The sequence below is a fragment of the Haematomicrobium sanguinis DSM 21259 genome, assembly GCF_000688395.1.
Lineage (GTDB): Bacteria > Actinomycetota > Actinomycetes > Actinomycetales > Micrococcaceae > Haematomicrobium > Haematomicrobium sanguinis.
In genome coordinates this window covers 125,354-151,182 of the sequence record NZ_JIAG01000007.1, presented here as the reverse complement: position 1 = coordinate 151,182, position 25,829 = coordinate 125,354, and the positions used below count along the sequence as shown (strand labels likewise).

Here is a 25,829-nt window from a genome sequence, read left to right as displayed (position 1 = left end):
TTCACACATTCGCGCTGATGGCGGGCGCGCGATGACAAGCGCACCGCAAACGCTGTAGCGTTGTGGGCTGTGCTGACCTTTTTGGATGCGCTCAAGCGAGTATTGGTGGGGAAGCCGTTCCACAATGAACGGTTGCGTTCGCGCGAGTTGCCCACCCGCATTGCGCTACCCATCTATTCATCCAATTCTTGGTCCTCCGTCGCGTATTCGCCGGACGAAATCATTCTGACGCTCTCCTTGGCCGGGGTGTCCGCGGTGACGCTCGCGCCCTGGGTGGGGCTCGCCGTCGTGCTTGTGATGCTGGTGGTCATCGCGTCCTACCGGCAGAGCCTCTTGGCCTACCCGAAGGGCGGCGGCGACTACAAAATCGCGCGCAAGAACCTGGGGGATACCGCGGGTATCGCGGTGGCGAGCGCCCTGACGGTGGACTTTGTGCTGACCGTGGTGGTGTCCACATCCTCGGCGGCAACCTATGTGGCCAGCGCCATCCCGGCGCTGCAAGGCAAACAGGTCTGGGTCGCGGTCGCCGCTGTCGTTGTCCTGATCCTGCTGAACTTGCGCGGAGTGAAGCGCGGCGGCCGTTTTTTTGCGCTGATGAGCTACCTCTTCCTCGCCGTCATCGCCATCCTCTGCGCCGCCGGGTTCATTCAGGCGGCCCTCGGCATCTTGGACGCCGCGGTGAGTTCCGGGTACCAAGTCACCCCGGAAGAGGGGCTGAATCAGGGCCTGACCGGACTTGCCGGGGCGATCCTGGTGCTCCGCGCCTTCTCCACCGGCGCGGCCGCTCTCACCGGTCTGGAGGGCCCGGCCAACAACGTCGCCGAGTTCCCCAAACCTCGCGCCCGCAACGCGGCAACCACCCTGCTGTTGATGGGCGTCGTCGCCGCGGCCATCACGCTTCCGGTAATCATTCTTGCCCGGCTGACCCGCATTCACGTGGTCCAAGACCCCGCCAACCAGCTCACCATTGATGGCGCTCCACCACCGGCGGACTTCTTCCAAATGCCGGTGCTGGCCCAACTCGCGCAAACCATTTTCGAGCCCGGCAGCATCGTCTTTTACGTCCTGGTCGGGATTACCGCGCTCGTTTTGATGCTTGCCGCCCACGCGGCATTCAGCGGTTTCCCGGAGCTCGGCTCCACCCTCGCCCAGGACGGGTTCCTGCCTAAACAGCTGCGTACCCGCGGCGACCGGTTGAGCTACTCCAACGGTGTGCTCGCCCTCGGTATCCCGGCCATTGCGCTCATCCTGGTTTTCAACGCGGATGTCACCCGGCTCATCCAGGTGTACATTGTCGGCGTGTTCCTGGCACTGACTTTGGGTCAACTCGGCATGGTCCGCCACTGGAGCCGCACCTTGCACGCGACCCCCGGCAAACGGCTACGGCTCAAGGTACAACGCTCCCGCGCCATTAACTTCCTCGGTTTCCTCATGACCGCCTCGGTGCTCGTCGTGGTGTTGGTGACCAAATTCGTGTACGGCGCGTGGGTCGCCGTGCTGGCCATTGCGGCTCTCTCGTTGATCATGTACTCGATCCACGCGCACTACCGCACCGTCGCGCAGGAGCTCGCGATCACCGAAGACACCTCGGTGCGCGCCCTGCCCTCGCGGGTTCACGCGCTCATCCTGGTTTCCCATGTGCGCAAACCGGTTCTCCGCGCGCTCGCCTTTGCCCGCGCCTCCCGGCCCTCCACCCTGGAGGCGATCGTGGTGGACGTCGACCCCGAGGACACCGCACAAACCCTCGCCGAATGGGACACCTACAAGATCCCGGTGCCCATCACGGTCCTGGAATCGCCGTACCGCGAAACCGTGGGCCCCATCCTGCGCTACATCAAGGAGTTGCGCGCCAGTTCCCCGCGAGACCTCATTGTGGTCTACATCCCCGAATATGTGGTCGGCCGTTGGTGGGAGCAGCTCGTGCACAATCAGACTGCGCTACGCATCAAAACCCGCCTGCACTTTGAGCCGGGCGTCATGGTCGCCTCGGTGCCCTGGCAACTCAAGTCCTCCGAAACCGCTCACCACAACGACGGCGAGTAAGCGTGGAACTCGAACTCGACATCACCGCTGCCGCCCACGGCGGCCACTTTATTGCCCGCCACGAGGGCCGGGTCATCTTTGTGCGCCACGCGCTGCCGGGCGAGCGGGTGCGCGCCCGGGTGATGGAGAACGACGGCGATGCTCGCTTTTGGCGCGCAGACGTCACCGACATTGTGGTTGCCTCCGCCGACCGGCAGAAACACCCCTGGCAGCTCGCCGACGCGCTCGCGGCCGCGCGAGACGGACGGACCCCGGTCGGCGGCGCGGAATTCGGGCACATCGCCCCGGGGGCCGCGAGAGAAATCAAGGGCGACATTTACCGCGAACTCGTGACCCGCTTCGCCGGGACGGACGCGATCGCACCACACCTGTTGGATTCCCTCGCCGCCACACCCATGCCGGGCGAGCACCCCGACGGGCTTGGCTGGCGCACCCGGGTCGGTTTCGCCGTTGGAGAAGACGGTCGCCTGGGCATGCACCCGCACCGCTCGAACGCGGTCATCCCGCTCACCGAGATGCCGCTCGCCGCCGAACTCGACCCGGCAATTTTTGAGCGCGACTACTCCGGCTTCGCCACCGTCGACATCAGCCTCGGTACGCTCGGGGACAACGGTTACCGCCAGGCGAGCGTACTGGGCAATCGCCCGCTGCCGCCGCGCCGCGGCCGCACTAGGCCCACTCCCAAACCGCCGGTGCATCTGGCCGGATCGGAACAGCTGACCGAAACGGTTCTGGGACGCGAGCTGACCGTGAGCGCCGCCGGTTTCTGGCAAATCCACCGCAGCGCCCCCGAGGCCCTGGCCGCCAACGTCCGGGAGTGGATTGACCTCAAAGCTGGGGACACCGCCTGGGACCTCTACGCCGGGGCCGGCCTGTTCACCTCTGTCCTTGCCGAGGCGGTCGGCGAATCCGGAACGGTCCACGCCATCGAGGGGTCTCCCGTCACCAGCGCCAACGCCGCCGCGAACTTCGCTCACCAACCGCAGGTGAACGTCACGCGGGCGCGCGTCGACCAAGCCCTCGAAAGGCACCCAGGCCGGGTACACGCCGTCGTACTGGATCCGCCGCGCTCCGGCGCGGGAAAAAAGGTGGTGGAGCAAATCAGCGCCAGCACGGCCGAGAAGGTTGTCTACGTGTCCTGCGACCCGGCGAGCTTTGCGCGCGACCTCGCCGACATGCGCCGTAACGGCTGGCAGGTGGCGGACGTGAAACTGTGGGACATGTACCCCAACACCCACCACATGGAATCGGTCACCCTGTTCACCCGCGAACGCCCTGGAGCCGCCCGTGCCCGCCATTGACGCCGCCAAGCGCGCGGATAAGCGCCTGCAAACGCTCACCGAAGCCCGGGCGCACCTCGCGCCGCTCGGCGCCGAATACGTTGAGTCCGGGCTGAGCGCCGAGCAGGTCCACGAGCGCGTCAAACTGGATCTCAGCAACGAGCTCAAACACGATTCCAGCCGCAGCTTCTGGCAAATCCTGCGCGCCAACCTCTTCACCCTCTTCAACGCGGTGTTGACGCTGTGTTTTGTGGTGGTGTTGCTGGTCGGGGACTGGAAAGACGGGTTCTTTTACGCCATTGTGCTTGCGAACATCCTGATCGGGGTGGTGCAGGAGTACCGGGCGAAGCGCACTCTGGACAGACTTGCCGTGTTGAGCGCTCCGACGGCGCGGGTCATGCGCGAGGGCACTTGGCGGGACCTGGCACTAGACGATGTGGTGCTGGATGACCTCATCGAAATCCGTACCGGCGATCAAGTGCCGGCCGACGCCCTGGTTTTAGAATCCCGTTCGGTGGTGCTGGACGAATCGCTCTTGACCGGTGAGTCCGACGGTATTGCCAAGGGCAGCGGAGACGAGATTTTCTCCGGGTCCGCGGTGCTGGAAGGAAGCGCGACGGCCCGGGTCAACAAGGTCGGTCCGGAGTCCTTCTCGGCGCGGCTGACCGCGGAAGCGAAACGGTTCTCGCTGGTCAACTCGGAGATCCGCAACGCCCTGAACAAAATGGTGCTGTGGGTGACTTGGGCGCTCATCCCGATCATCCTGGTGGTGGTCAACGGGCAGATGCAGGCCCAGGGCGGCTGGGGGTCGGCGTGGGATTCCGGCGCCTGGCGGGTGGCGGTGATCAAGACGGTCGCGAGTGTGGTCGGCATGATCCCAGAGGGGCTTGTGCTTCTGGCTTCGGTGTCCTTTGGGCTTGCGGCCATCACCCTGGGTCGGCGGAAGGTGTTGGTGCAGGAGCTTCCCGCGGTGGAGGGGCTCGCCCGTGTGGACATGGTGTGCTTGGATAAGACCGGCACGCTGACCGAGGGGCGGATCAAGTTCGACACCGAAGAACCCCTGGTAAACCCTCCGGTGGACACGGCGAGCGTGCTCGCGTGGTTTGGCGCTCAGGGTTCCTCGCTGACCGGAGACGCGCTGGGGGAGCGTTTTGGCGCGTCCTCGCTGTCGGCGGCCGGGCAGGTGCCGTTTAGTTCCGCGCGCAAATGGAGTTCGGCGTCCTTTGACTCGGCTACAGGCGCGGACGCGGGCACCTGGGTGTTTGGGGCCCCGGAAATGGTGTTGGCCACCGGTTCCGCGCCGTTGGCGCGCGCGGCGGAGTTGGCCGCGGAGGGGGCGCGCACGCTGGTGCTCGCCCATTCGACTTCTCCCATGGTGGAGCACGACGGCGAATGGCAGCTCCCAGCCGATCTCACCCCGGTGTCCTTGCTCACCTTTTCCGAGCGGGTGCGGCCGGACGCCGCCGAAACCCTGCAGTATTTCCGGGAGCAGGGTGTGGATCTCATGGTCATCTCCGGGGACAACCCGGCGACCGTCGCGGCCATTGCGCATCGGGTGGGTATCGGCGTGTCATCGGGGAGCTCGGGTGGGCCAGAGGCCGGTTTTGATGCGCGCAACCTGCCGGAGGGGCGTGCCGAGCTGGACGCTGTCTTGGCCGAGCACCGGGTCTTTGGCCGGGTCACCCCGGATCAAAAGTTTGACATGGTGTCCGCATTGCAAGCTTCCGGGCGCGTGGTTGCGATGACCGGTGACGGCGTCAACGACGCATTGGCCCTCAAAAAAGCGGAGATCGGGGTCGCGATGGGTTCCGGCGCCCCGGCTACCAAGGCCGTCTCGCGTCTGGTGCTCTTGGACGGCAAGTTTTCGCGGCTGCCCGGGGTGGTGGCCGAGGGGCGGCGCGTCATTGCCAATATTGAGCGGGTCTCTAACCTGTTCTTGACCAAGACCGCCTACGCCATTTTTTCCTCTCTGCTGTTCGGCATTTTCTTGCTGGAGTACCCGTTTTTGCCGCGGCAGCTCTCGCTCGTGTCCTCGCTCACGATTGGTTTGCCGTCACTGGTGTTGGCTCTCTTGCCCAATAAGCGGCGCTACTTGCCCGGATTCTTGGGGCGTGCGCTGAAGTTTTCGGTCCCTGCCGGGCTTGTCATTACCGCGGTCATTTTTGGCACCTATTGGCTCGTGTATGAGTGGTTGGGCGCCTCCCGCGAAGTCATGCAGACCGCGTGCACCATCTCGCTCACGGCGGTGGCGATGTGGGTGCTGGTCGTGTTGTGCCGGCCGTTCGACCGGATCAAAACGGTGCTCGTGGCGGTGCTCGTACTGGTGTTTGTCGCCATGCTCACGGTCCCGCTCTTTGCCAACTTCTTTGCCTTCGTGATTCCCGACGGCGCGATTCTGGCAACTACACTGGGAGTGGCCGTTCTCGGATGCGGGGGAATTGAAATACTGTTCCGCCTGGTGCGCAAGGATGCGCTCCGGTCTCAGTGAGCGAAATGGGAGCTTTTAGACTCCGAGCGCCTGCGCCGGGAATAAAGCCGCCTCGAGTTAGGTCTACCTTGCTAGCGAGTGCACGGCGGTCACACAAAGATAAAAGGTGGCGAGAGGAGTCCAAAAAAGCATGAGTAATGTGGACAGTTTCGGATCCAAGGGCGTATTAGATGTCAACGGAACCGAGTATGAAATTTTCCGGCTACGCGACATTGACGGCGCAGAAAGCCTCCCCTATAGCTTGAAGGTTCTGTTGGAGAACCTGTTGCGCACCGAAGACGGTGCCAACATCACCGCAGACCACATCCGCGCGCTGGCCGGATGGGACCCGGATGCGCAGCCCAATACCGAAATTCAGTTCACCCCGGCCCGCGTGATCATGCAGGACTTTACCGGTGTGCCCTGTGTGGTGGACCTGGCGACCATGCGCGAGGCCGTCAAAGAACTCGGCGGCGATCCCACCCGTGTGAACCCGCTGGCTCCGGCCGAATTGGTCATTGACCACTCGGTGCAGATCGATGTCTTCGGCAACGATCAGGCCATCGAGCGCAACATGGAAATCGAGTACGAGCGCAACGGCGAACGTTACCAATTCCTGCGCTGGGGCCAAACGGCGTTCGACGACTTCAAGGTTGTTCCCCCGGGCACCGGCATTGTGCACCAGGTGAACATTGAATACTTGGCGCGCACCGTCATGACCCGCGAGGTCGATGGAAAACTCCGCGCCTACCCGGACACCTGCGTCGGCACCGACTCCCACACCACCATGGTCAACGGACTGGGCGTGCTGGGTTGGGGCGTCGGCGGCATCGAGGCCGAGGCTGCAATGCTCGGCCAGCCGGTGTCCATGCTCATTCCGCGCGTGGTCGGGTTTAAACTGACCGGGTCGATTCCGGCCGGCGCGACCGCCACCGACGTGGTGCTCACCATCACCGAAATGTTGCGCAAGCACGGCGTGGTGGGCAAGTTCGTGGAATTCTACGGGGAAGGCGTGGCCGCTGTTCCGCTCGCCAACCGCGCCACGATCGGCAATATGAGCCCCGAGTTCGGCTCCACTGCCGCCATGTTCCCGATCGACGATGTCACCCTGGATTACTTGCGTCTGACCGGCCGCAGCGAGGAAAACGTTGCCTTGGTCGAGGCGTACACCAAGGAGCAGGGACTGTGGCATGATCCGAGCCGGGAACTGCGCTTCAGCGAATACCTGGAACTGGACCTGTCCACCGTGGTTCCCTCCATTGCCGGCCCGAAGCGCCCGCAAGACCGTATCGAGCTCACCGATTCGCGCGAACAGTTCCGCAAGGACCTGCACAACTATGTGACGATCGGTCACGACACCTTGGACCAGGCGGTCGAGGACTCGATGATCGCTTCCGATCCGATAGGAGCGGCCCCCGGCGAAGAGGGAGCGTTCCTGCCCGATGACAATGAAGTGCGCCCGATGGATTCGGCCGCCAAGGGCAATGACGGACGTCCGTCCAATCCGGTGACTGTCACCGACACCGAGGGGCGCACCTTCGAGCTCGATCACGGTGCCGTGACCATTGCGTCGATCACCTCCTGCACCAACACCTCCAACCCCTCGGTCATGTTGGCCGCGGCCGTGTTGGCGCGAAACGCCGTGGACAAGGGCCTGGTGTCCAAGCCTTGGGTCAAGACCTCGGTGGCACCCGGCTCCAAGGTGGTCACCGACTACTACGAGAAGTCCGGCCTGATCCCGTACCTGGAGAAGCTCGGCTTCTATGTGGTTGGTTACGGCTGCACCACCTGTATCGGTAACTCCGGTCCGCTCAACCCCGAGATTTCCCAGGCCATTGCCGACAATGACCTCTCGGTCACCTCGGTGCTCTCGGGTAACCGTAACTTCGAGGGACGCATCAACCCGGACGTCAAGATGAACTACCTCGCATCGCCGCCGCTCGTGGTGGCGTACGCTCTGGCCGGTTCCATGGACTTTGACTTCAACACCCAGCCGCTTGGCCAGGACAAGGACGGCAACGACGTCTTTTTGAAGGACATCTGGCCGAACCCCGCCGAGGTGCAAAAGGTCATCGACGATTCCATTGACGAGGCCATGTTCGCCAAGGGCTACGACGGCGTCTTTGACGGCGATGAGCGTTGGCAGTCCTTGGACACCCCCGAGGGGAACACCTTCGAATGGGATGAGAAGTCCACCTACGTGCGCAAGCCCCCGTACTTCGAAGGCATGGGCCAAGAGCCGGCCGCGGTCGAGGACATCACCGGTGCCCGCGTCCTGGCGAAGCTTGGCGACTCGGTCACCACCGACCACATTTCCCCGGCCGGTTCCTTCAAGTCGGACAGCCCCGCTGGCCAGTACTTGATTGAAAACGGTGTGGAGCGCAAGGACTTCAACTCCTACGGCTCCCGTCGCGGCAACCACGAGGTCATGATTCGCGGTACCTTCGCGAATATCCGTCTGCGCAACCAGCTTCTGGACGATGTGGAGGGCGGCTACACCCGCGACTTCACCCAAGAGGGCGGGCCGCAGTCGTTTATCTATGACGCCTCGGTCAACTACCAGAAGGCGGGAACCCCGCTCGTGGTGTTGGCGGGCAAGGAATACGGTTCCGGCTCCTCGCGCGACTGGGCAGCCAAGGGCACCGCGCTCCTGGGCGTCAAGGCCGTCATCGCCGAATCCTACGAGCGTATCCACCGCTCCAACCTGATCGGCATGGGTGTGTTGCCGCTGCAGTTCCCCGAGGGCGAGAACGCCGCCACGCTGGGACTGGACGGTACCGAAACCTTCTCCGTCGAAGGGATCACCGCGCTCAATGAGGGAACCACCCCCAAGACCGTGAAGGTGACCGCTACCTCGGAGGATGGGGCAGAAAAGTCCTTTGACGCCGTCGTACGCATTGATACCCCGGGTGAGGCGGACTACTACCGCAACGGTGGAATCCTGCAGTACGTGCTGCGTCAAATCAGCAAGTAACTCGTTTCACATCCCCGGATCGCGTTTTCATCCCCAAGTGCGGGGATGAAAACGCGATCCGGGGATGTGGCGTTAAGCGCGGGTAGACTGGGAACCCAAGTGAGGTCAACATCAGGGAGGATCACGTGAGCTTGTTAGAGACCATCAAATCGCCACACGATCTCAGCAAATTGAGCAGTGGGCAACTGGAGGACCTCGCACAAGAAATCCGTGATTTTCTCGTCTCGAACGTGTCCCGAACCGGCGGGCACCTGGGGCCGAATTTGGGTGTGGTTGAGCTTACGCTCGCGATGCACCGGGTCTTCGACTCGCCGCGTGACTCGCTCATTTTTGATACCGGGCACCAGTCCTATGTGCACAAGATGCTGACCGGGCGGCAGGACTTCTCGACGCTTCGCAAGCAGGGGGGCCTGTCCGGGTACCCGGATCGCGCGGAGAGTGAACACGACATTGTCGAAAGCTCCCACGCTTCCTCCTCGCTGTCCTGGGCGGACGGCATTTCGCGGGCGCACAAGCTTGCCGGCAGGACCGATCGCTCCGTGGTGGTGATGATCGGTGACGGCGCGCTGACCGGCGGGATGGCGTGGGAAGCGTTGAACAATATTGCCGGGGATAAGGACCGCAGCGTCGTGGTGGTCGTGAACGACAACGGCCGATCCTATGCACCGACCATTGGCGGTCTGGCCGATCAGATGGCGCATTTGCGGAAGGCTCTGGACTCCGTGCGCACGCACCGCCGCTATGAAGGAACCCTGGACTGGTGGAAGAAACGGTTGCAAGAAGGCGGGCCGCTCGGCAAATTCACCTACAAGGGTCTGCATGCGACGAAGAAGGGCATTAAAGACTGGTGGGCGCCCCAGGGGCTCTTTGAGGATCTCGGGCTGAAATACATTGGGCCGATCGACGGGCATAACCTGGCCGAGGTCGAGGATGCGCTGACCACGGCGAAAGAGTACGGCGGTCCGGTCCTGGTGCACACCATCACCGAAAAGGGCCACGGCTTTCAGCCGGCCCGCGACCACGAGGACGACCAGTTCCACTCTGTCGGGGTGATTGACCCGCTTTCGGGTGCGCCCGTGGACGCGCCGGGTGCGCAATCCTGGACCTCGGTGTTTGCCGACGAAATTGTGACGATCGCCGATGAGCGCCCCGATGTGGTGGGCATCACCGGTGCCATGTTGATCCCGGTGGGGTTCCAGAAGTTGAAGGCCAAATACCCGGATCGGGTTTTTGACGTGGGGATTGCCGAGCAGCATGCGGTCACCTCTGCGGCCGGTATGGCCTTTGGCGGACTGCATCCGGTGGTTGCCGTCTATGCGACCTTCCTGAACCGGGCGTTTGATCAGTTGTTGATGGACGTGGCCTTGCATAAAGCGGGGGTCACGCTGGTCCTAGACCGCGCCGGCGTGACGGGTCCCGATGGGCCGAGCCACCACGGCATGTGGGATTTGTCCATTTTGCAAGTAGTCCCCGGCATTCATATTGCCGCTCCGCGCGATGCGGACCGCCTACGCGAAGAACTCCACGAAGCCGTGGCAGTGGAGGACGCGCCGACCGTGGTGCGGTTCTCCAAGGGCGATGTCGGAGCACCGATTGATGCGGTGGAGCGATTGGACGATGGCGTGGATGTGTTGGCACGCCGCCTTCAACCGCGCGATGGCGTCCGGGACGTGCTCATTGTCAGCGTCGGTGCGATGGCAGAACTGTCCCTGGACGTGGCGCAGCGGCTGGAAGCGCAAGGCATTTCCTCCACGGTGGTGGACCCGCGCTGGGTGCTTCCGGTCCCGCGATCTGTGGTGGACCTCTCCGACCAGCATCGGCTTGTGGTGGTTATCGAGGACGGCGTGCGGGCCGGGGGAGTCGGGTCGCGTATTCGGCAGGAAATGCGGGAGGCGGGTATCGACACCGGGCTCAATGAGGTCGGATTGCCGGTCGAGTTCTTGGCGCACGGATCCCGTTCCCAGGTGTTGGAACGGGTAGGGTTGAGCGCGCAGGAGATTTCTCGCGATGTGGTGGCCCAAGTACTCGGTGCTAAGGTTCCGCACGCCAGGCCGTTGCCGGGGGAGCGCGCCGCGACCGGCGAGATTCCTCGTCTGTAGTCCGCCCTGGCCGGGTTCTGAGCGAAGAAAGCGTGAGCATGAGTTTAGACGTGTCTACCGAAAGGCACCGTGCCCCGTATTCCGGGGAGCCGCTGACACATTTCACGGCCGAGCCCGGTGAACTTGTGGTCTTACGCAACTGGAAATGGGATGGGCGGCCGCACTGGGCGGTCCCGTCCTTTTATCTCGGATCCGATGAATACGGGCATTGGCTGTACCAGCCGGCCGGGCACCTCATCTCGCGGCCGGGATTCGCGTTCCTGGCACATCGGGAGAATCTCGTCCTCTTCCCCCACGACGATCAGTGGGTGGCGACATTCCATACCGGCGGGCATGAACACGGTTTATGGATTTACGTTGACCTGGTGACCGACAACCGTTGGCAACGGCTTGCGCGCGACGGCTGGGAAATCAACCTCGTCGATATGGACCTGGACGTGCTCCGCTTCGATGACGGCCGGATGGTCCTTGACGATGAAGACGAGTTCGAGGACCACCAAAAGTTGTTCCACTACCCACAGGCCATGATCGACTCGATCGCTGCGGACGCCGAGCGCATTTACCGACAGGTCGAAGCCGGTGACGCGCCATTTGACCACCGCGATCAACAATGGCTAAAGAGAGCCCAGGAATTGGGCTTGGATCGCTTCCCAGGAAAGGATGAGCGCTGATGGACATGCGTCGAGTAGGAAACTCCGGTCTCTCGGTATCGGTGGTGGGGCTGGGGTGTAATAACCTTGGCCGGGCTGGGACTGCCACCGAATCGCAAAAGGGGACTAACGCCGTCGTACGTGCCGCCCTGGATGCCGGGGTGACGCTTTTTGATGTGGCCGATGTGTACGGGAAGGAGCCCGGGCTCTCGGAGACGATGCTGGGCGCGGCGCTCAAGGGGCGGCGCGATGAGGCGATTATTGCCACGAAATTTGGGTTGGACGCGCGTGGCGCGAACGGCCCGGATTTTGGTGCGCGCGGGTCGCGGAAGTACATTTTGCAGGCCGTGGAGCATTCGCTCAAGCGGCTCGGCACCGACTACATCGACCTGTATCAGTACCACACGCCGGATCCGCTGACTCCGATCGGGGAGACGCTGTCCGCGCTCAATACGCTCATTCAGGACGGCAAGGTGCGCTACATTGGGCACTCGAATCGGGCCGGATGGCAGGTTGCGGAGGCCGAATATGTGGCGCGCGGGCTGGACGTGGAGCGGTTCATTTCCGCGCAGAATCACTACAATTTGCTGGATCGGCGTGCCGAGCTGGAAGTGGTGCCCGCCGCCGAGGCCTACGGGCTGGGTGTGCTGCCGTACTTCCCGCTCGCGAACGGGCTATTGACCGGTAAGTATTCGGACGGGAAGGCGCCGGCAGGGAGCAGGCTCTCGCACTCAAGGACCAACCTGGTGGAGAATGCGGACTTGGAGCAGTTGCGTGCGTTTGGCGATTTCGCGAAGGCGCGGGATCTGACCGAGGTGCAGGTCGCGTTCTCCTGGTTGGCAGCGCAACCCGCGGTGGCCTCGGTGATCGCCGGGGCGACTAAGCCGGAGCAAATCGAGCAGAACGCCCTCGCGGTGGTGCCGCTCAGCGACGAGGATCTGGCCGAGCTGGATGAGATCTTCCCGCAGACGCCGAAGGTCGCGCTCTTCTAACCTCAACTATGTAGCAAAAGATGCCCATGTGGCGCGAGAACATGGGCACCTACTGCTACACAGTCGAGGGGGATGCGGGACGAGGTGATACCAATGAACCTTGAATGGACTGTGCAGGACGAGACTGTACGCTCTATGCCCAGTGGCTTCAGAACCGTCACGACCCGAAACTACCGGATGCCCGATGGGACGGTGAGCGCATGGGATCTTGTGGATGATGGCGAATCTGTAGCAGTTCTGGCTCTGACTCCAGATCATAGGGTGGTGCTCGCCCGCCAATTTCGGCCCGGTCCCGGGAAAATATTGTTAGAGATGCCAGGGGGTCGGGTTGATCATGCTGAAAACGTCATTGTGGCCGGACAACGAGAGTTACGTGAGGAAACCGGCTACGGTGGATCAAACGCTGAGTACGTTGGTTCAACATGGCAATCTTCCACATCACGGCTCCAACAGCACGTCATTATCGTTCGTGATGCAGTTGAATTGGGAGCGCCTACCTTGGACACGGAAGAATTCATTGAAACAGTCACGGTGACATTGACCGAGTTTCGCAATTTACTGGCGTCCGGTGAACTCACCGATCAGGGGTTGGGATACCGTGCGCTAGAGCATCTCAATGCGGCGCAGCAATGAATTGCGGTTGCGCACCGAGCACTAATCTAGGTTCATGGACTTGGCAGACGCTTATATGTGGCGCGGTGTTGATGATCCGTCTCGGCAAGATTCCGCGTGGATTCACTTCGACGATTCGTGGATGCAAGCGCATGGATTCTCTCTCACACCCGAATACGAATTGTCGTGGGATCTCAGGGTGGATCCGGGGTGGATCACTCGAAGACTGCGGGTGAGCGTTGTTTCGCGCTACTTCCCGGAACATGGCATCACTGATCCAGACGCACTCAGCGACGCGCTGGACTGCGACTTGGCGTTGTGCCCGGTGACCAACACCATGCCGATTCGCCGCCTCGGGCTGCTCGAACACCCCACCCCTGAAACCACTTTGACCATGGCGTGGGTCGAGGTGCCCTCGCTGCGCGTGGTGCCGAGCCGCCAAATCTATTCGTCCTCCGGTGACGGTACCGTGCGGTATCAGAGCGCTGAGCGTGACTTCACCGCGGAACTTACTGTTGACGCCGACGGGGTGGTCATCGACTATCCCGGTCTCGCGAAACGCATCTCGAGCTGAACAGCCCCACGACGACGTGTATGTAGCGCGACACGCCGAGGGAAATCGCATTTCCTCGGCGTGTCGCGCTACATAGACGGGGGAGGGCTAGGCGTGGAACGGCTTTCGACCCACCCGCTCGGTCGCGCCAACCTGATCCAGGTACGGCGTGATCCCGCCCAAGAACATCGGCCACCCGGCGCCCAAGATCATGCACAAATCCACGTCCTCGGCCGCGGCAACCACGCCCTCGTCCAGCATCCGCCCAATCTCATCGGCCAACGCGTCCTGCACCCGCAGCAGCGCTTCCTCCGAGGTCGACGGCGAATCCCCAAACGTCATCAGTTCCATGGTCGAATCGGCAATCGTGCCGTCCTTCTCCCACAACCCCTTGACGCCCGCATCGATCAACTTCTGCTGGTTTTCGGATACGTAGAACCGATCGCCGAAGGCCGCATGCAGCGACTCCTGCACATGCTGACCCACCGGTAGCCCCACGAGCGCCAACAGTTTAAACGGCGTCATCGGCAGACCCATCGGCCGCAGCGCATTATCCGCCACCGACGCCGGTGTGCCCTCATCAAAGATCGCGCCGACCTCGCCAAAGAGCCTTCCGAGGACGCGGTTCACCACAAACGCCGCCGCATCCTTGACGAGCACCGCGGTCTTGCGCAACTCTTTCGCCACCACAAACGCGCTCGCCAGCACTTCATCGGTGGTCTCCGGCGCGCGCACCACCTCGACAAGCGGCATCACAGCCACCGGGTTGAAGAAGTGGAAACCGATCAGTCGCTCCGGATGCTTCAGGTCCGCACCCATTTCGGTCACTGAAAGCGAAGAAGTGTTCGTCGCCAGGATCGCGTCTGGCGAGACAATTTCCTCCACCTCGGCAAAGACCTTCTTCTTCACCGACATTTCCTCAAACACGGCCTCGATGACAAAGTCCGCATCCGCGTACACCGACTTGGAGACCGACCCGGAAATCAGTGCCTTGGTGCGATTGACCGCGTCCTGGCTCATCCGCCCCTTCTCCAGCTGTTTATCCAGCTCGGCATGGGCGTAGGCAACACCTTTATCGACGCGCTCCTGGTCAATGTCCGTCATGACCACGGGCACCTTCAAGTTCCGCGCAAACAGCAGCGCAAGCTGGCTCGCCATCAGGCCCGCGCCGACAACGCCGACCTTGGTCACCGGGCGCGCCAGTTTCGCATCGGGGGCACCGGCGGGTCGCTTGCCGCGCTTTTGCACCAGGTCCAAAAACGCGTACACGGTGTTGTGGAACTCGGGAGTCTGCATGAGCTCGGCGAGCGCCTCGCACTCGCGCTCGGCCGATTCGGCGAGCGTCCATTCGCGTCCGGCCTCCATGAGGTCCAACACCTTGCCGGGCGCCGGAGAGGCCCCACCGGTCTTAAGTTCGACGACGCCCCGCCCCTTTTCCACGGCGCTCGCCCATTCCTTCGCATCGGTGGGCGCATGCTCGAGTTCCAGGGCGCGCTCCACACTCACCTCGCCGCCAAGCACCTTCTGCGCCCAGGCGAGCGATTGCTCCAGGAAATCTGCCGGTTCGAAGATCGCATCGGCAATGCCGAGCTCGAAAGCCTGGGCGCCCTTTAACATGCGGTTGTTGTTCAGCGGATTTTCGATCATCACGGTGACGGCCGCCGCCGGGCCGATCAGGCGCGGCAGCAAATACACGCCGCCCCATCCGGGAACCAGACCGAGAAACGCTTCGGGCAGCCCCAGGGCACCGGCGCCGGTGGATACGGTCCGATAGGTCGAGTGCAATGCCAACTCCAGGCCGCCGCCAAGCGCCACCCCGTTCACAAAGGCAAAGGTGGGAACGCCCAGCTCGCGCAGGGTGCGGTACACGTCGTGGCCAAGCTGCGCCATCTGCAGTCCCTGTTTCGGGTCGTTGAGCTTGCCCACCGCGGAGAGGTCCGCGCCGGCCACAAAGAAATATGGCTTGCCGGTGATTCCGACGCCCACAATCTCGCCGCGCGCCGCCCGCTCGCGCAAGCCCTCGAGAACCCCGCCCAACTCGACCAGCGTATTTGGCCCCAATGTTGTGGGACGCTTGTGATCGCCGTCGTTATCCAGGGTAATGAGGACAAAGGTTCCCAATCCCTCAAACTCAATATCTTGGGTGTACGCGTGAGTCACAATTTCGTCGGGAAATTGTGCCGCGAGTTCGGTGAAATCTGCAACGGCCATTTACTTGTCCTCTCCGGAGTAATCGGGGTGGTGGGGATTTTCCCAAATGACGGCGGCGCCCATGCCCAAGCCGATGCACATCGCGGTCGCCCCATAGCGCACCGACGGGTCTTCCTCGAATTGGCGGGCCAGCTGGTTCATGAGCCGTACGCCAGAGGAGGCAAGCGGGTGCCCTAACGCGATCGCGCCGCCGTAGCGATTGACCCGAGGATCATCATCGGCAATATCGAAGTAATCCAGGAAACTAAGCACTTGCACCGCAAATGCCTCATTGATTTCAAAAAGCCCAATGTCCTCGATGGACAGGTCAGCAAGGCGCAAAGCCTTTTCCATGGCGGGGACCGGGCCGTAACCCATAATCTCCGGCTCCACACCGGCAAATCCAAAGGACACCATACGCATTTTCACCGGCAAACCCAGTTCCGCGGCGGCCTCGGCGGACGCCAGAATTGCGGCGGTCGCGCCGTCGTTGAGGCCCGCCGCGTTCCCGGCGGTCACCCGACCGTGCGCGCGGAACGGCGTCTTGAGCTCGGCCAGTCCCTCCATCGTGGTGCCCGGCCGCGGAGGCTCATCTGCGGTGCGCAAGGTCCAGCCCTCGCCGGCCTTCTTAGTCGCCACCGGCACCAGATCGGGCTGAATTTGACCCTTCTCATAGGCGGCCGCAACCTTGGCCTGGCTCGCCACCGCGTAGGCGTCGGCGCGTTCCTTGGTGATCTCCGGGAATCGATCGTGCAAGTTCTCGGCGGTGTTGCCCATGTTGAGGGCGGCCGGATCCACGAACTTCTCCGCCAGAAAACGCGGATTCGGATCGGCGCCGGAACCCATCGGATGATGGCCCATGTGCTCAACGCCGCCGGCAATGACCACGTCATAGGCGCCCACGCCGATTCCGGATGCGGTCGCGGTCACCGCGGTCATCGCGCCCGCGCACATGCGGTCAATCGCGAATCCGGGTACGGTGCGGGGGAGTCCGGACAAGAGCGCCGCGGTGCGACCAATCGTCAAGCCTTGGTCGCCGGTTTGCGTGGTGGCCGCAATCGCCACTTCGTCCACGCGCTCCGGCGGGAGCGAGGGGTTTCGCCGCAGCAAATCGCGAATGCAGTGCACCACGAGATCATCCGCGCGCGTGTCCCAGTACATTCCCTTTTCGCCCGCCTTGCCAAATGGCGTGCGCACCCCGTCAACAAAAACGACGTCCTTGATTTCTCGGCTCACCCGTGCTCCTCGTTGAGATTGTGATGGACGACGGCGATGCTCGCCTTTGCGCCCACCCCTTATGTTACCCACGGGTAACTTAGCTGTCCAAGTTGACGCAGATTACCGAAGTTGTACGGGATCCCGTACAACTTCGGTAATCTGCGTCAACTTTTTGGGGAGGACTTTTTCTCTGGGAGGGGGTCCGGGTGGGTGAACGCGTCGGAAATCAGGTCGGCGACGAGGCGCACCTGCCACGAACGCGCGCCCATATCCGCAAGCACCGCGCCAATCTGCGCCGGGCTCATGTCTTCCGGCGGCCGCCAGGCGAGGCGGCGCAAATAATCCGGGGTCAGAATGTTCTCCGCCGGGATGGTCAGTTCCTCGGATAGCGTCGCGATCCGGGCGCGGGCGGTCTGCAGGCGTGCTGCGGCTTGCGGGTCCTTGTCTGACCATAGTCGCGGCGGCGGGGGAGCATTGGATGCGCGGTGCAAGGGCGGCGGGTTCGTGCGCTTGCGCCCGGTAGCGATGGCCGCGATCCATCGCGGAGCGTCCTTACCCGCGGCGCGGCCGTGGAAACCGGGAGTGCCCAAGAGCTGCGGCACCGTGCGCGGCATCGCCTTGGCCGCGGCGATGATGGCCGAATCGGGAACAAGGCGACCCGGGGCAATATCGCGGCTTTGGGCGATCTTTTCGCGCTCTTCCCACAGCTCTTGAACCACAGCGAGCTGTTGCCGATCCCGAATTTGGTGCACGCCGGATGTGCGCCGCCACGGGTCGACGCGGGGCTCTGGCGCGTCCGCGGTGCGGATCGCTTCAAATTCTTCCAGCGCGAACTCGAGCTTGTTCTGGGACTCGAGCAGCTCCACTAGCTTCTCGCGCACATCGGCGAGGACGTCGACGTCGAGAGCCGCGTAATTCAGCCACGGCTCGGGGAGCGGACGCTCGGACCAGTCCACCGCGGAGTGTTCTTTCGCTAGGGTGAACCCCAAAAGCTGTTCCACCACCGCGGCCAACCCCACTTTGGGTAGACCGGCAATGCGCGCGGCGAGTTCGGTATCAAAAAGCTTGTCCGGCCACATGCCCAGTTCGGCGAGCCCGGGCAAGTCCTGAGTCGAGGCGTGCAGAATCCACTCGACGCCGGCAAGTGCTTCATGGAGCGAATCGAGATTTTCAAAGGGCTCCGGATCAATGAGGAAGGTGCTCGAGCCTTCGCGGCGCAACTGAACCAGGAAAGCGCGTTGACCGTAGCGGAATCCGGAGGCGCGTTCGGCGTCGACACCGACAGGACCGGTGCCTTCGGCAAGTTTGCGGGCCGCTTGGGCGAGCAGTGCGGGAGTGTCGGTAACCCGGGGGAGTCCGTCTCGCGGTGTATCCCAGAGCGGGTATACGGGTGAGTCCTCGGTGGCGCTGGGCTCGCGCGCGGAAACGGACTCATCATTCGTCATGGTATTTGTAGTCTATCCAGACATTCATGCCAAAGCTCGCATATTCCGCGGAAGGAATAATAGCGGTGCGTCTACGAGAGGCGGCGGCGGGGAATGGCGGAAACGCCCTCGGGCAACGGGGGTAGTCCGGCAAAGGTGCACACCATGGTTGACCACGCCTCCAGGTGCTCTTGAACATTGGGTCCGGGCGGGGTCCACGATGCCCGCAATTCAATGTCGATTCCATCCGAGCGATCGGCCAAGGTGCCGAAGCTTTGCGAGAGCACGCGCGTGGCGGTGCCCCCGGCATTCTTGTAACTCGTCTTGTGCTCGTCCAGCGCATCCAGGAGCCACGTCCAGGCCACCGAGCCCAAGAGCTCGTCATTGCCCATTTCGGCTTCCAACTGGGCCCGAATATAGGTCACAATCCTGAATTCGCCACCCCACATGGGCGAGCCGGCGGGATCGTGCAAGAGGATAAAGCGCCCGGTGGCCAGCTCCGACTCGCTGGCCGCCCCAATATCCAGGCGTTGCGCATCCGGGGATTCCATGACCTCGGCGCTCAACGCCACAGCGAATGGGGCCAGGCGGGCCGGGGCCGGGATCTCGGTCAACGAAATTTCCGGCCGAACTTCGGCGTGGCGAATGGCCGCCAATGCGGTCACGAATTCTGGCGGCGCGCTTCGCAAGTCAGGTGCACTCACACTGTGAGAATACGGCTATCCAGACTCGGAATCCGGCAGGCTCGCCGCACGCGAAGCGAGGTGACATTTAGCGCTCGGCCATTGCAGCCTCGATGGCCGCGACAAAAGCATCGACATCCTCTTCGGTGGTATCAAACGAGCACATCCACCGCACTTCGCCGCGAGACTCGTCCCAATCATAAAAGCGGAACTGCTCGCGCACCCGGTTGGCTACCTCGCCGGGCAGAACCGCAAAGACAGCATTGGACTGCGGCTCCTGTGTCACGGTCACCCCGTCTATCGACCGTACCCCGGCCGCCAGACGGGCCGCCATGGCGTTGGCATGCCGGGCGTTCTTGAGCCACAGATCGTTTTCCAACAGCGCAACAAACTGAGCCGCAATGAACCGCCCCTTGGACCCCAACTGCATGTTGGCCTTGACCAGGTAGCGTAGGTCCGTGTTGCCGGTGAAATCCAAAATGAGCTCGCCGAGCATCAGCCCATTCTTAGTGCCGCCAAAGGAGACAATATCGACCCCGGCATCGCGGGTGAGCGCCCGCAACGGCACGCCTAGGGACGCCGCGGCATTGGCCAGCCGGGCGCCATCCAGGTGCAGCTTCATCCCGAGCGAATGGGTGTGATCGGCGATCGCACGAATTTCTTCCGGGGTGTACACGGTGCCGACCTCGGTGGACTCGGTAATGGAGACCGCCGCGGGCTGCGCATAGTGCTCGTCGCCAAAACGAATGGCGACCTCGTCAATCAGTGCGGGTGTCAGCTTGCCGTCCGGGGTCGCAACCGGGCGCAACTTCATCCCGCCCACGCGCTCGGGCGCATTGCTCTCATCCACATGGATGTGCGCGGTATCGGCACAGATGACCGCGCCCCACCGCGGCAAGAGAGACTGCAGCGACACCACATTCGCGCCGGTGCCGTTGAACACCGGGTAAACGCCGGTACCTTCGCCAAAGTGCGCGGCAATGACCTCGGCCAGCCGCTCGTTGTACTGATCCTCGCCGTAGGAGATTTGGTGGCCGCCATTGCTGGCGGCAATCGCTGCCAGAACGTCCGGGTGGATGCCGGCATAGTTATCGGAGGCGAAGCCGCGCACAGTCGCATCGTGGATCTGGGCGTCATTGATCTGTGTGTCATGGATCGGGGCAGCGGAGTTCTGGGTCATCACAGTTCTCGATTATGTCTTAGGAAGCGGTGGAGGCCGAATCCGGGACCAGAGAGATGCGGGCACCATTGAGTTCGGCGTCGCCTTGGGCGCTCGAATCCTCAAACAAGTCCGCAAACGCGCGGGCGAGTGCATCCACATCGGTGTACCCCGGGAACGCGCGCTCGGGTTCGGCCTCACGCATGGCATCATCCAGCAGCGCCTTGACCACAAAGCGCACGCTTGCCGCCGGCGAATCAGCAGCCCGGAATCCCTGCGCTAGCGCCTGCATCCAGGTCTCCGCCGCCGCCTTGGCCGAGGCATAATTCGCGTTGGACGCCGTGGGTTTGTCCACCGCGGTCGCCGAGACGATCGCAATGCGACCGGCAGGAGCGGCCACCAAATCCTGGTAAAACTCCTGACTTACCAGGCGCAGCGAGTCCACGATGTTGCCGCTCAAAAATTCCCAGTCCGCCAGGCTTTGCCCGGCGATGCCGCCACCGCCGCGCCAGCCGCCCACCAACTGAAACACGCCGTCCACACCGCCGCCGGCACGAATCTGCCCGGCCACCGCGCTGAGAGAATCCGGATCGCGCAGATCCGCGGCAAGACAGGTGACACCCAAAGAGTCCATCGCCTGCTCAAGCCCCTCGAGATCCCGAGCAATGGCAACCACGCCAGCCCCACGCCGTCGTAATTCACGTGCGGCGGCGACACCGCTCGCCGAAGCCGCCCCGGCTAAGACAATGCGTTTGCCTTCCAGGCTCACGCCTCGCTCTTCCCGGTCATGCCGCTGGTGGACTCGATGACGCCGGTCATTTTCTTGGCAAGCGCCTCATAAAACATGGAGAGCGGGAACTCGTCATCGAGAACTTGGTCGGTCATTTCGCGCGGAGCGCCGGCCACCGGCAGCGCGTCAGCGCCCTTGGCCCACACGGAGGCGGGGTGCGGGGTGACGGTGCTGGACACGAGTTCATACGCGGCCAGCCAGTGCGCCACCTTATTGCGGTCGATGGAGTGCCAGTAAAGATCGTTGATCGCCTCACCGAGCTGAACAACGACGGCGGGCGCCTCCTCCCAGTCGATCGTCAGCTGGGTGTCGGTCCAGTGCAGGACGTGGTGCTGGTGCATCCAGGCGAAGAGCAACTGTCCGCCAAGGCCGTCATAGTTGCGCACCCGGCTGCCGGTGAGTGCGAAGCGGAAGATACGGTCAAAGATCACCGCGTACTGCACCAGGCGGGCGCGGTGGCGCAACAGCTCATCGGCGTCTTCATCGGCGGCGATTTTCGCGGCCTCGCGGAAGGCGGTCATGTCGCAACGCATTTCCTCCAGCGAGTACAGGAAGAAGGGCATGCGCTGCTTGATCATGAAGGGGTCGAAGGGCAGGTCGCCGCGCATGTGGGTCCGGTCATGGATAAGGTCCCACATGACGAAGGTTTCCTCGGCGAGGCGCTGATCCTCCAGCAGTTCCAGTGCTTCTTCGGGGAGTTCCAGGGCGGTGACCTCGGCGGCCTTCTTTACGACACGGCGGAAGCGGGCAGCCTCGCGGTCGGCGAAGATGGCGCCCCAGGTGAACTTCGGGATCTCACGCATGGCAACGGTCTCAGGGAAGAGGACCGCGGAGTTAGTGTCATATCCGGCGGTGAAGTCCAGGAAGCGGATCGGGACGAAAAGCTTGTTGGAGTATTCGCCGGCTTCCAGTTCGGCAATGAAATCCGGCCAGATGACCTCGATCAACACGGCCTCGACCAGGCGATTGCTGGATCCGTTTTGGGTGTACATCGGGAAGATGACCAGGTGCTGCAGTCCGTCAATGCGGTTCTGTTGCGGCTGGAATTCCACGAGCGAATCGAGGAAGTCCGGCTCGGCAAAGTTGCCGTCTGCCCAGCGGGTGAAGTCCCGTTGCGCAGCGTCGAGGTAGCTCGCGTCGTGCGGGAAGTTTGGTGCCAGAGTGGCAATGGATTCGACGATGGTGTTGACGTCGCGGCGGGCTTGTTCGTGATCTGCCGGTTCCGGGATCGAGCCGTCCTTAATCTGCACGGCTTGCAACGAGGCTGCCGCACTCTTGAGCGCCAGCCAGGCGGGGTCGCTAATAAGCGCGTTGCTCTCGGTAACGATGGCGGCGGGGGCGTTCGCCTCGGGGCGGACTGCGGTGTCGGTCACGAAAATCACCTTCTTGCTTCGTGGTTGGTCTCAGTATCTACACAACCACGAAGCAAGAAGTATTGTTCAGTTGGGCGCGCTTTGATTAGCTGCGCTTATTCTTTGCTGGCGTCCTCGCTCGGCTCCAGCGTGAGCGAGACCGAGTTGATGCAGTAGCGCTGATCGGTCGGGGTGTCATAACCCTCGCCCTCAAAAACATGGCCCAAGTGCGAGTCGCATGCGGCGCAACGCACCTCCACCCGATCCATGCCGAGCGTGCGGTCATGCAAGTACTTCACGCGTCCCTCGGCGAGCGGGGCAAAGAAGGAGGGCCACCCGCAATGCGAGTCAAACTTTTCCTCGCTGGTAAACAGTTCGGTGCCACACGCGCGGCATCGGTAGACGCCCTGGGTTTTGGTGTCCCAATATTCGCCGGTGTAAGGCCGCTCGGTTCCGGCCTTGCGGAGAACTTGATATTCTTCCGGACTCAGCTCCTCGCGCCATTGCTCGTCGGTTTTGGTGACCGGGGTGACCCCGGGGGCCACTTTAAAGGCGGGCTCGGTTCCTTCGCTGTGTGTGCTCATACTTCATTCAACACACAAATGCGTGAAATGAGTCCCGCCGGTGTCCGGCAATTTGCAAGAATGTCTGTATGAGCCGAGCGTCCCAGCCCGAGAGCCTGCAATCCGCCGCCGCGTCCCCGCTATCCTGGCTGAAACTGACGCTCCTCGCTGCGGGCGCCGGAGCGCTCATCGGGTCCACTTTTGCCGCCGCGGTTTCCGGGTTGGCCGCCTACTTTGCCCGCCAAGTGGTCACCCCGCACCCTCGAGTTGAGGACACCGACATTCTCGCCGTCCTTCCTGACCACTCCACGACCCCGCCGGGGACGCTCATCGTGTTCCCGGCCACGAAGGAGACCACGGCCCCCGGCACGTATTCGCTCTTCTGGGATGGCGGACAGGGGCACGCGCGCATCGGCGAGATCACCGCGAACCACCCGGCCGACGGCACGGTCACCCGGCGCGTGGAGCAGGTGTATTCCGGAGACCTGGATACGGCCGTTCGCGGTGCGCTCTCCGGGCTCGTGTATGGGCGGCCGCGCGAGATGGGTTTGGCCGAGGAAGAGGTGCACATTCCCACAAATCTCGGTGACGCACCGGCGTGGATTGTGCGCCCCGAGGCGCCGGGGGAGGTGTGGGCGATCATGGTGCACGGCCGCGGGCCCACCCGCGCCGACGCGTTGCGCGCGGTGCCTACCGCACGCCCGCTCGGGCTGACCTCGCTCTTGATTTCCTACAGGAACGACGGCGATGCCCCCAAAGCGGCGGACGGCAAGTATGGTCTCGGGTTGACCGAGTGGAATGACGTGGAAGCCGCCATTGAGTATGCGCTCGCCCAGGGAGCGAAATCGGTGGTGCTCTTCGGCTGGTCGATGGGCGGGGCGATCGTGCTGCAAACGGCGGACCGTTCCCGCTTCAAGCGCTCCATTGCGGCTCTGGTTCTCGACGGGCCTGTCATTAACTGGGTTGATGTCTTGGCGCACCAGGCGAAGCTCAATAAGCTCCCGGCAATGGTCGGGAAACTCGGGCAATGGCTGCTCTCCAACCCAGCCGGGCGCAAGCTCACCGGGCTCACCGCGCCCCTGGACTTGAAGGCGCTGGATTGGGTGTCGCGCGCCGCAGAATTGCGCATACCCACGCTCATTCTGCACTCCTCCGATGATGATTTTGTGCCGATCGGCCCGGCCGAGGCGCTCGCCGAAAAGAACCCAGAGCTTGTTACCTTAGAGCGCTACACCGTCGCCGACCACACCCGTGAATGGAATGTGGACCCGGAGCGCTGGAACAATGACGTCACGCGCTGGCTACGCCACACTCTCGCTACCCGACGGGGACCGGCGCGCAGTTAGTTATCGTATTGGCTCTTCATGAGCGCAACCTGGCGCTTAATGCGCCCGAGCATTGCGCTCATGCCACGCATACGGAGCGGCGTGATGGCTCCGGTCAAGCCCAGCATGTGGGGGACGTCATCGGGAACAGCCAACACCTCATCGGCGGGTAGGCCGTCCAGTCCTTCATGGAGCACGCTGGCGAAGCCGCGCGTGGTGGGGGCTTCCGGCGGAGCCGTGATGAACAGTTTCACCGTGTGGTTATCGTCGTCGTTCACCTCGACCGCGAGGAAAAGGGGAGATTGGCACTCCACTACCTGCTCGAGCAACTCCGGATGGTTCGCGAAGCGCTCGGGAAGCTCGGGCAGGGATTGGGAGAACTCCAACAGGAGTTGGAGGCGATCCGCCTCGCTGAGCGCCTGAAAATCGGTGACAATCTCAGCGAGGGCGGACGGAAGTGTATCGGTACTCACTCCACTCACTTTAGCGTGCGGGAACCTCGCCGGGCTCGGTGCCCTTGACGATCGGCACACGGACTGCGTTGCCCCATTCGGTCCAGGAACCGTCATAGTTGCGCACATTGTCCAGGCCGAGCAGGTGGGAAAGCACAAACCAGGTGTGGCTGGAGCGCTCGCCAATGCGGCAGTAGGCGATGACGTCCTCGCCGGTATTCACCTTGGCGCCGTCGAAGTAAATCTTCTCCAATTCGGCGCGATCCTTGAAGGTGCCATCCTCGTTGGCGGCCTTGGCCCACGGCACCGACTGGGCACCCGGGATGTGGCCGCCGCGCAGGGCGCCCTCTTCGGGGTAGGCGGGCATGTGGGTGCGCTCGCCCGAGTACTCTTCGGGGGAGCGGACGTCCACGAGCGGCTTGTCGAGGTTCGCCAGGACATCTTGCAGGTAGGCGCGGTGCGGTGCGTCGTTGCGCTCCACCACGGGGTAGTCCACTGCGGTGGGGGATGGCTTCTCGGTGGTCAGCTCGCGGCCTTCGGCAATCCACTTGTCGCGGCCGCCATCCAGCAGGCGAACATCCTCGTGTCCAAAAAGGGTGAAGACCCAAAGGGCGTAGGCTGCCCACCAGTTGGACTTGTCGCCGTAGAGCACGACCGTGGTATCGCGGCCGATGCCCTTGGATCCCAGCACCTTGGCGAACGTTTCACCATCGACAAAATCGCGGTCCACCTGGTCGTTGAGTTCGGTGTGCCAGTCGATTTTCACGGCACCGGGGATGTGGCCGGTGTCGTAGAGGAGGATGTCTTCGTCGGACTCGAGCACCACGACGTTCTCGTTGTCGAGGTTGTCGGCGAGCCACTCGGTGGACACCAGCCGCTCGGGGTGGGCATACGCCTCAAACTTCTCGTTCGTTTCCGCAGCTACGCTCACGGTATCGTCCTCTCTTCGGTGGGGGTTAGGTCAGCTTCTACTTCAGCGTAACGATATTGATGCCCGGATGCT

At 63.0% G+C, this 25,829-nt stretch carries 20 protein-coding genes; 10 read left to right on the top strand and 10 right to left on the bottom strand.

The window, feature by feature from the left end; genetic code table 11:
- The first annotated feature begins 69 nt into the window (after positions 1-69).
- The 9 genes from O148_RS0107995 to O148_RS0107955 all read left to right on the top strand — a co-directional run bounded on the left by O148_RS0107995 (position 70) and on the right by O148_RS0107955 (position 13,691).
- Entirely contained in the window at positions 70-2,043 is a 1,974-nt protein-coding gene (locus O148_RS0107995; RefSeq protein ID WP_026530499.1) for an APC family permease, read from the top strand.
- Between the two features lie 2 nt (positions 2,044-2,045).
- Entirely contained in the window at positions 2,046-3,344 is a 1,299-nt protein-coding gene (locus O148_RS0107990; RefSeq protein WP_026530498.1) for a class I SAM-dependent RNA methyltransferase, read from the top strand.
- The gene (locus tag O148_RS0107985) at positions 3,331-5,811 is read left to right on the top strand and encodes an HAD-IC family P-type ATPase (RefSeq protein ID WP_240470829.1); all 2,481 of its coding nucleotides are present in this window, start codon (positions 3,331-3,333) and stop codon (positions 5,809-5,811) included. The genes O148_RS0107990 and O148_RS0107985 overlap by 14 nt, the downstream gene beginning before the upstream one ends.
- 130 nt (positions 5,812-5,941) lie before the next feature.
- The gene (locus O148_RS0107980; protein ID WP_026530496.1) at positions 5,942-8,764 is read left to right on the top strand and encodes an aconitate hydratase; all 2,823 of its coding nucleotides are present in this window, start codon (positions 5,942-5,944) and stop codon (positions 8,762-8,764) included.
- A gap of 125 nt (positions 8,765-8,889) precedes the next feature.
- Complete coding sequence (gene dxs, locus O148_RS0107975) at positions 8,890-10,863, top strand: 1-deoxy-D-xylulose-5-phosphate synthase (RefSeq protein WP_026530495.1); 1,974 nt, start codon at positions 8,890-8,892, stop codon at positions 10,861-10,863.
- 38 nt (positions 10,864-10,901) lie between these two features.
- Positions 10,902-11,534, top strand: coding sequence for a DUF402 domain-containing protein (locus tag O148_RS15550; RefSeq protein WP_084157212.1), 633 nt, complete (start codon positions 10,902-10,904; stop codon positions 11,532-11,534).
- Complete coding sequence (locus tag O148_RS0107965) at positions 11,534-12,505, top strand: aldo/keto reductase (protein WP_420805772.1); 972 nt, start codon at positions 11,534-11,536, stop codon at positions 12,503-12,505. Before O148_RS15550 ends, O148_RS0107965 begins: the two co-directional genes overlap by 1 nt.
- Before the next feature lie 93 nt (positions 12,506-12,598).
- Positions 12,599-13,138 carry an NUDIX hydrolase gene (locus O148_RS17380; RefSeq protein ID WP_169737517.1) on the top strand — a complete coding sequence of 180 codons (540 nt, stop codon included), beginning with the start codon at positions 12,599-12,601 and terminating at the stop codon, positions 13,136-13,138.
- A 34-nt stretch (positions 13,139-13,172) separates the two neighbouring features.
- Positions 13,173-13,691: a putative glycolipid-binding domain-containing protein gene (locus O148_RS0107955; RefSeq protein WP_051619997.1), complete on the top strand. Its 519-nt coding sequence runs from the start codon at positions 13,173-13,175 to the stop codon at positions 13,689-13,691.
- A gap of 87 nt (positions 13,692-13,778) precedes the next feature.
- Here O148_RS0107955 and O148_RS0107950 read toward each other — a convergent pair whose 3' ends face one another.
- The 8 genes from O148_RS0107950 to msrB all read right to left on the bottom strand — a co-directional run bounded on the left by O148_RS0107950 (position 13,779) and on the right by msrB (position 23,070).
- On the bottom strand, positions 13,779-15,881 hold the full coding sequence (locus tag O148_RS0107950) for a 3-hydroxyacyl-CoA dehydrogenase NAD-binding domain-containing protein (RefSeq protein WP_026530491.1): 2,103 nt from the start codon (positions 15,879-15,881) through the stop codon (positions 13,779-13,781).
- Positions 15,882-17,096 carry a thiolase family protein gene (locus O148_RS15545; RefSeq protein ID WP_035745441.1) on the bottom strand — a complete coding sequence of 405 codons (1,215 nt, stop codon included), beginning with the start codon at positions 17,094-17,096 and terminating at the stop codon, positions 15,882-15,884.
- 146 nt (positions 17,097-17,242) lie between these two features.
- Positions 17,243-18,523 carry an HRDC domain-containing protein gene (locus O148_RS0107940; protein WP_026530490.1) on the bottom strand — a complete coding sequence of 427 codons (1,281 nt, stop codon included), beginning with the start codon at positions 18,521-18,523 and terminating at the stop codon, positions 17,243-17,245.
- A 71-nt stretch (positions 18,524-18,594) separates the two neighbouring features.
- Positions 18,595-19,206: a DUF3000 domain-containing protein gene (locus tag O148_RS0107935; protein ID WP_026530489.1), complete on the bottom strand. Its 612-nt coding sequence runs from the start codon at positions 19,204-19,206 to the stop codon at positions 18,595-18,597.
- 67 nt (positions 19,207-19,273) lie between these two features.
- Positions 19,274-20,365 carry a threonine aldolase family protein gene (locus O148_RS0107930; protein ID WP_051619996.1) on the bottom strand — a complete coding sequence of 364 codons (1,092 nt, stop codon included), beginning with the start codon at positions 20,363-20,365 and terminating at the stop codon, positions 19,274-19,276.
- Positions 20,366-20,384: 19 nt separating this feature from the next.
- Positions 20,385-21,113 carry an SDR family NAD(P)-dependent oxidoreductase gene (locus O148_RS0107925; RefSeq protein ID WP_026530487.1) on the bottom strand — a complete coding sequence of 243 codons (729 nt, stop codon included), beginning with the start codon at positions 21,111-21,113 and terminating at the stop codon, positions 20,385-20,387.
- Positions 21,110-22,462 (bottom strand): DUF6421 family protein, encoded by a 1,353-nt coding sequence (locus O148_RS0107920; protein WP_026530486.1) that lies wholly within the window; start codon positions 22,460-22,462, stop codon positions 21,110-21,112. Before O148_RS0107920 ends, O148_RS0107925 begins: the two co-directional genes overlap by 4 nt.
- Positions 22,463-22,602: 140 nt before the next feature.
- A complete protein-coding gene (gene msrB / locus O148_RS0107915; RefSeq protein ID WP_026530485.1) occupies positions 22,603-23,070 on the bottom strand; it encodes a peptide-methionine (R)-S-oxide reductase MsrB in 468 nt (155 codons plus the stop codon).
- A 68-nt stretch (positions 23,071-23,138) separates the two neighbouring features.
- Between msrB and O148_RS0107910 the strand changes: the two genes are divergently transcribed.
- Entirely contained in the window at positions 23,139-24,395 is a 1,257-nt protein-coding gene (locus O148_RS0107910; protein WP_026530484.1) for an alpha/beta hydrolase family protein, read from the top strand.
- On the opposite strand, the gene O148_RS0107905 is transcribed toward O148_RS0107910, so the two are convergent.
- Both O148_RS0107905 and O148_RS0107900 read right to left on the bottom strand, forming a co-directional pair.
- The gene (locus O148_RS0107905; protein WP_026530483.1) at positions 24,392-24,847 is read right to left on the bottom strand and encodes a SufE family protein; all 456 of its coding nucleotides are present in this window, start codon (positions 24,845-24,847) and stop codon (positions 24,392-24,394) included. The two genes, O148_RS0107910 and O148_RS0107905, sit on opposite strands and share 4 nt — an antisense overlap.
- 10 nt (positions 24,848-24,857) lie before the next feature.
- Positions 24,858-25,757, bottom strand: a complete 900-nt coding sequence (locus O148_RS0107900; RefSeq protein ID WP_026530482.1) for a sulfurtransferase — start codon at positions 25,755-25,757, stop codon at positions 24,858-24,860.
- Positions 25,758-25,829: the final 72 nt, after the last annotated feature.

What these genes read in the sequence shown, in the direction of transcription:
- O148_RS0107965 (WP_420805772.1), top strand. Translation starts at nt 11,534, where the DNA reads ATGGACATGCGTCGAGTAGGAAACTCCGGTCTCTCGGTATCGGTGGTG.
- O148_RS15550 (WP_084157212.1), top strand. Translation starts at nt 10,902, where the DNA reads ATGAGTTTAGACGTGTCTACCGAAAGGCACCGTGCCCCGTATTCCGGG.
- O148_RS0107980 (WP_026530496.1), top strand. Translation starts at nt 5,942, where the DNA reads ATGAGTAATGTGGACAGTTTCGGATCCAAGGGCGTATTAGATGTCAAC.
- O148_RS17380 (WP_169737517.1), top strand. Translation starts at nt 12,599, where the DNA reads ATGAACCTTGAATGGACTGTGCAGGACGAGACTGTACGCTCTATGCCC.
- O148_RS0107940 (WP_026530490.1), bottom strand. Translation starts at nt 18,523, where the DNA reads ATGACGAATGATGAGTCCGTTTCCGCGCGCGAGCCCAGCGCCACCGAG.
- O148_RS0107950 (WP_026530491.1), bottom strand. Translation starts at nt 15,881, where the DNA reads ATGGCCGTTGCAGATTTCACCGAACTCGCGGCACAATTTCCCGACGAA.
- O148_RS0107910 (WP_026530484.1), top strand. Translation starts at nt 23,139, where the DNA reads ATGAGCCGAGCGTCCCAGCCCGAGAGCCTGCAATCCGCCGCCGCGTCC.
- msrB (WP_026530485.1), bottom strand. Translation starts at nt 23,070, where the DNA reads ATGAGCACACACAGCGAAGGAACCGAGCCCGCCTTTAAAGTGGCCCCC.
- O148_RS0107955 (WP_051619997.1), top strand. Translation starts at nt 13,173, where the DNA reads ATGGACTTGGCAGACGCTTATATGTGGCGCGGTGTTGATGATCCGTCT.
- O148_RS0107930 (WP_051619996.1), bottom strand. Translation starts at nt 20,365, where the DNA reads ATGACCCAGAACTCCGCTGCCCCGATCCATGACACACAGATCAATGAC.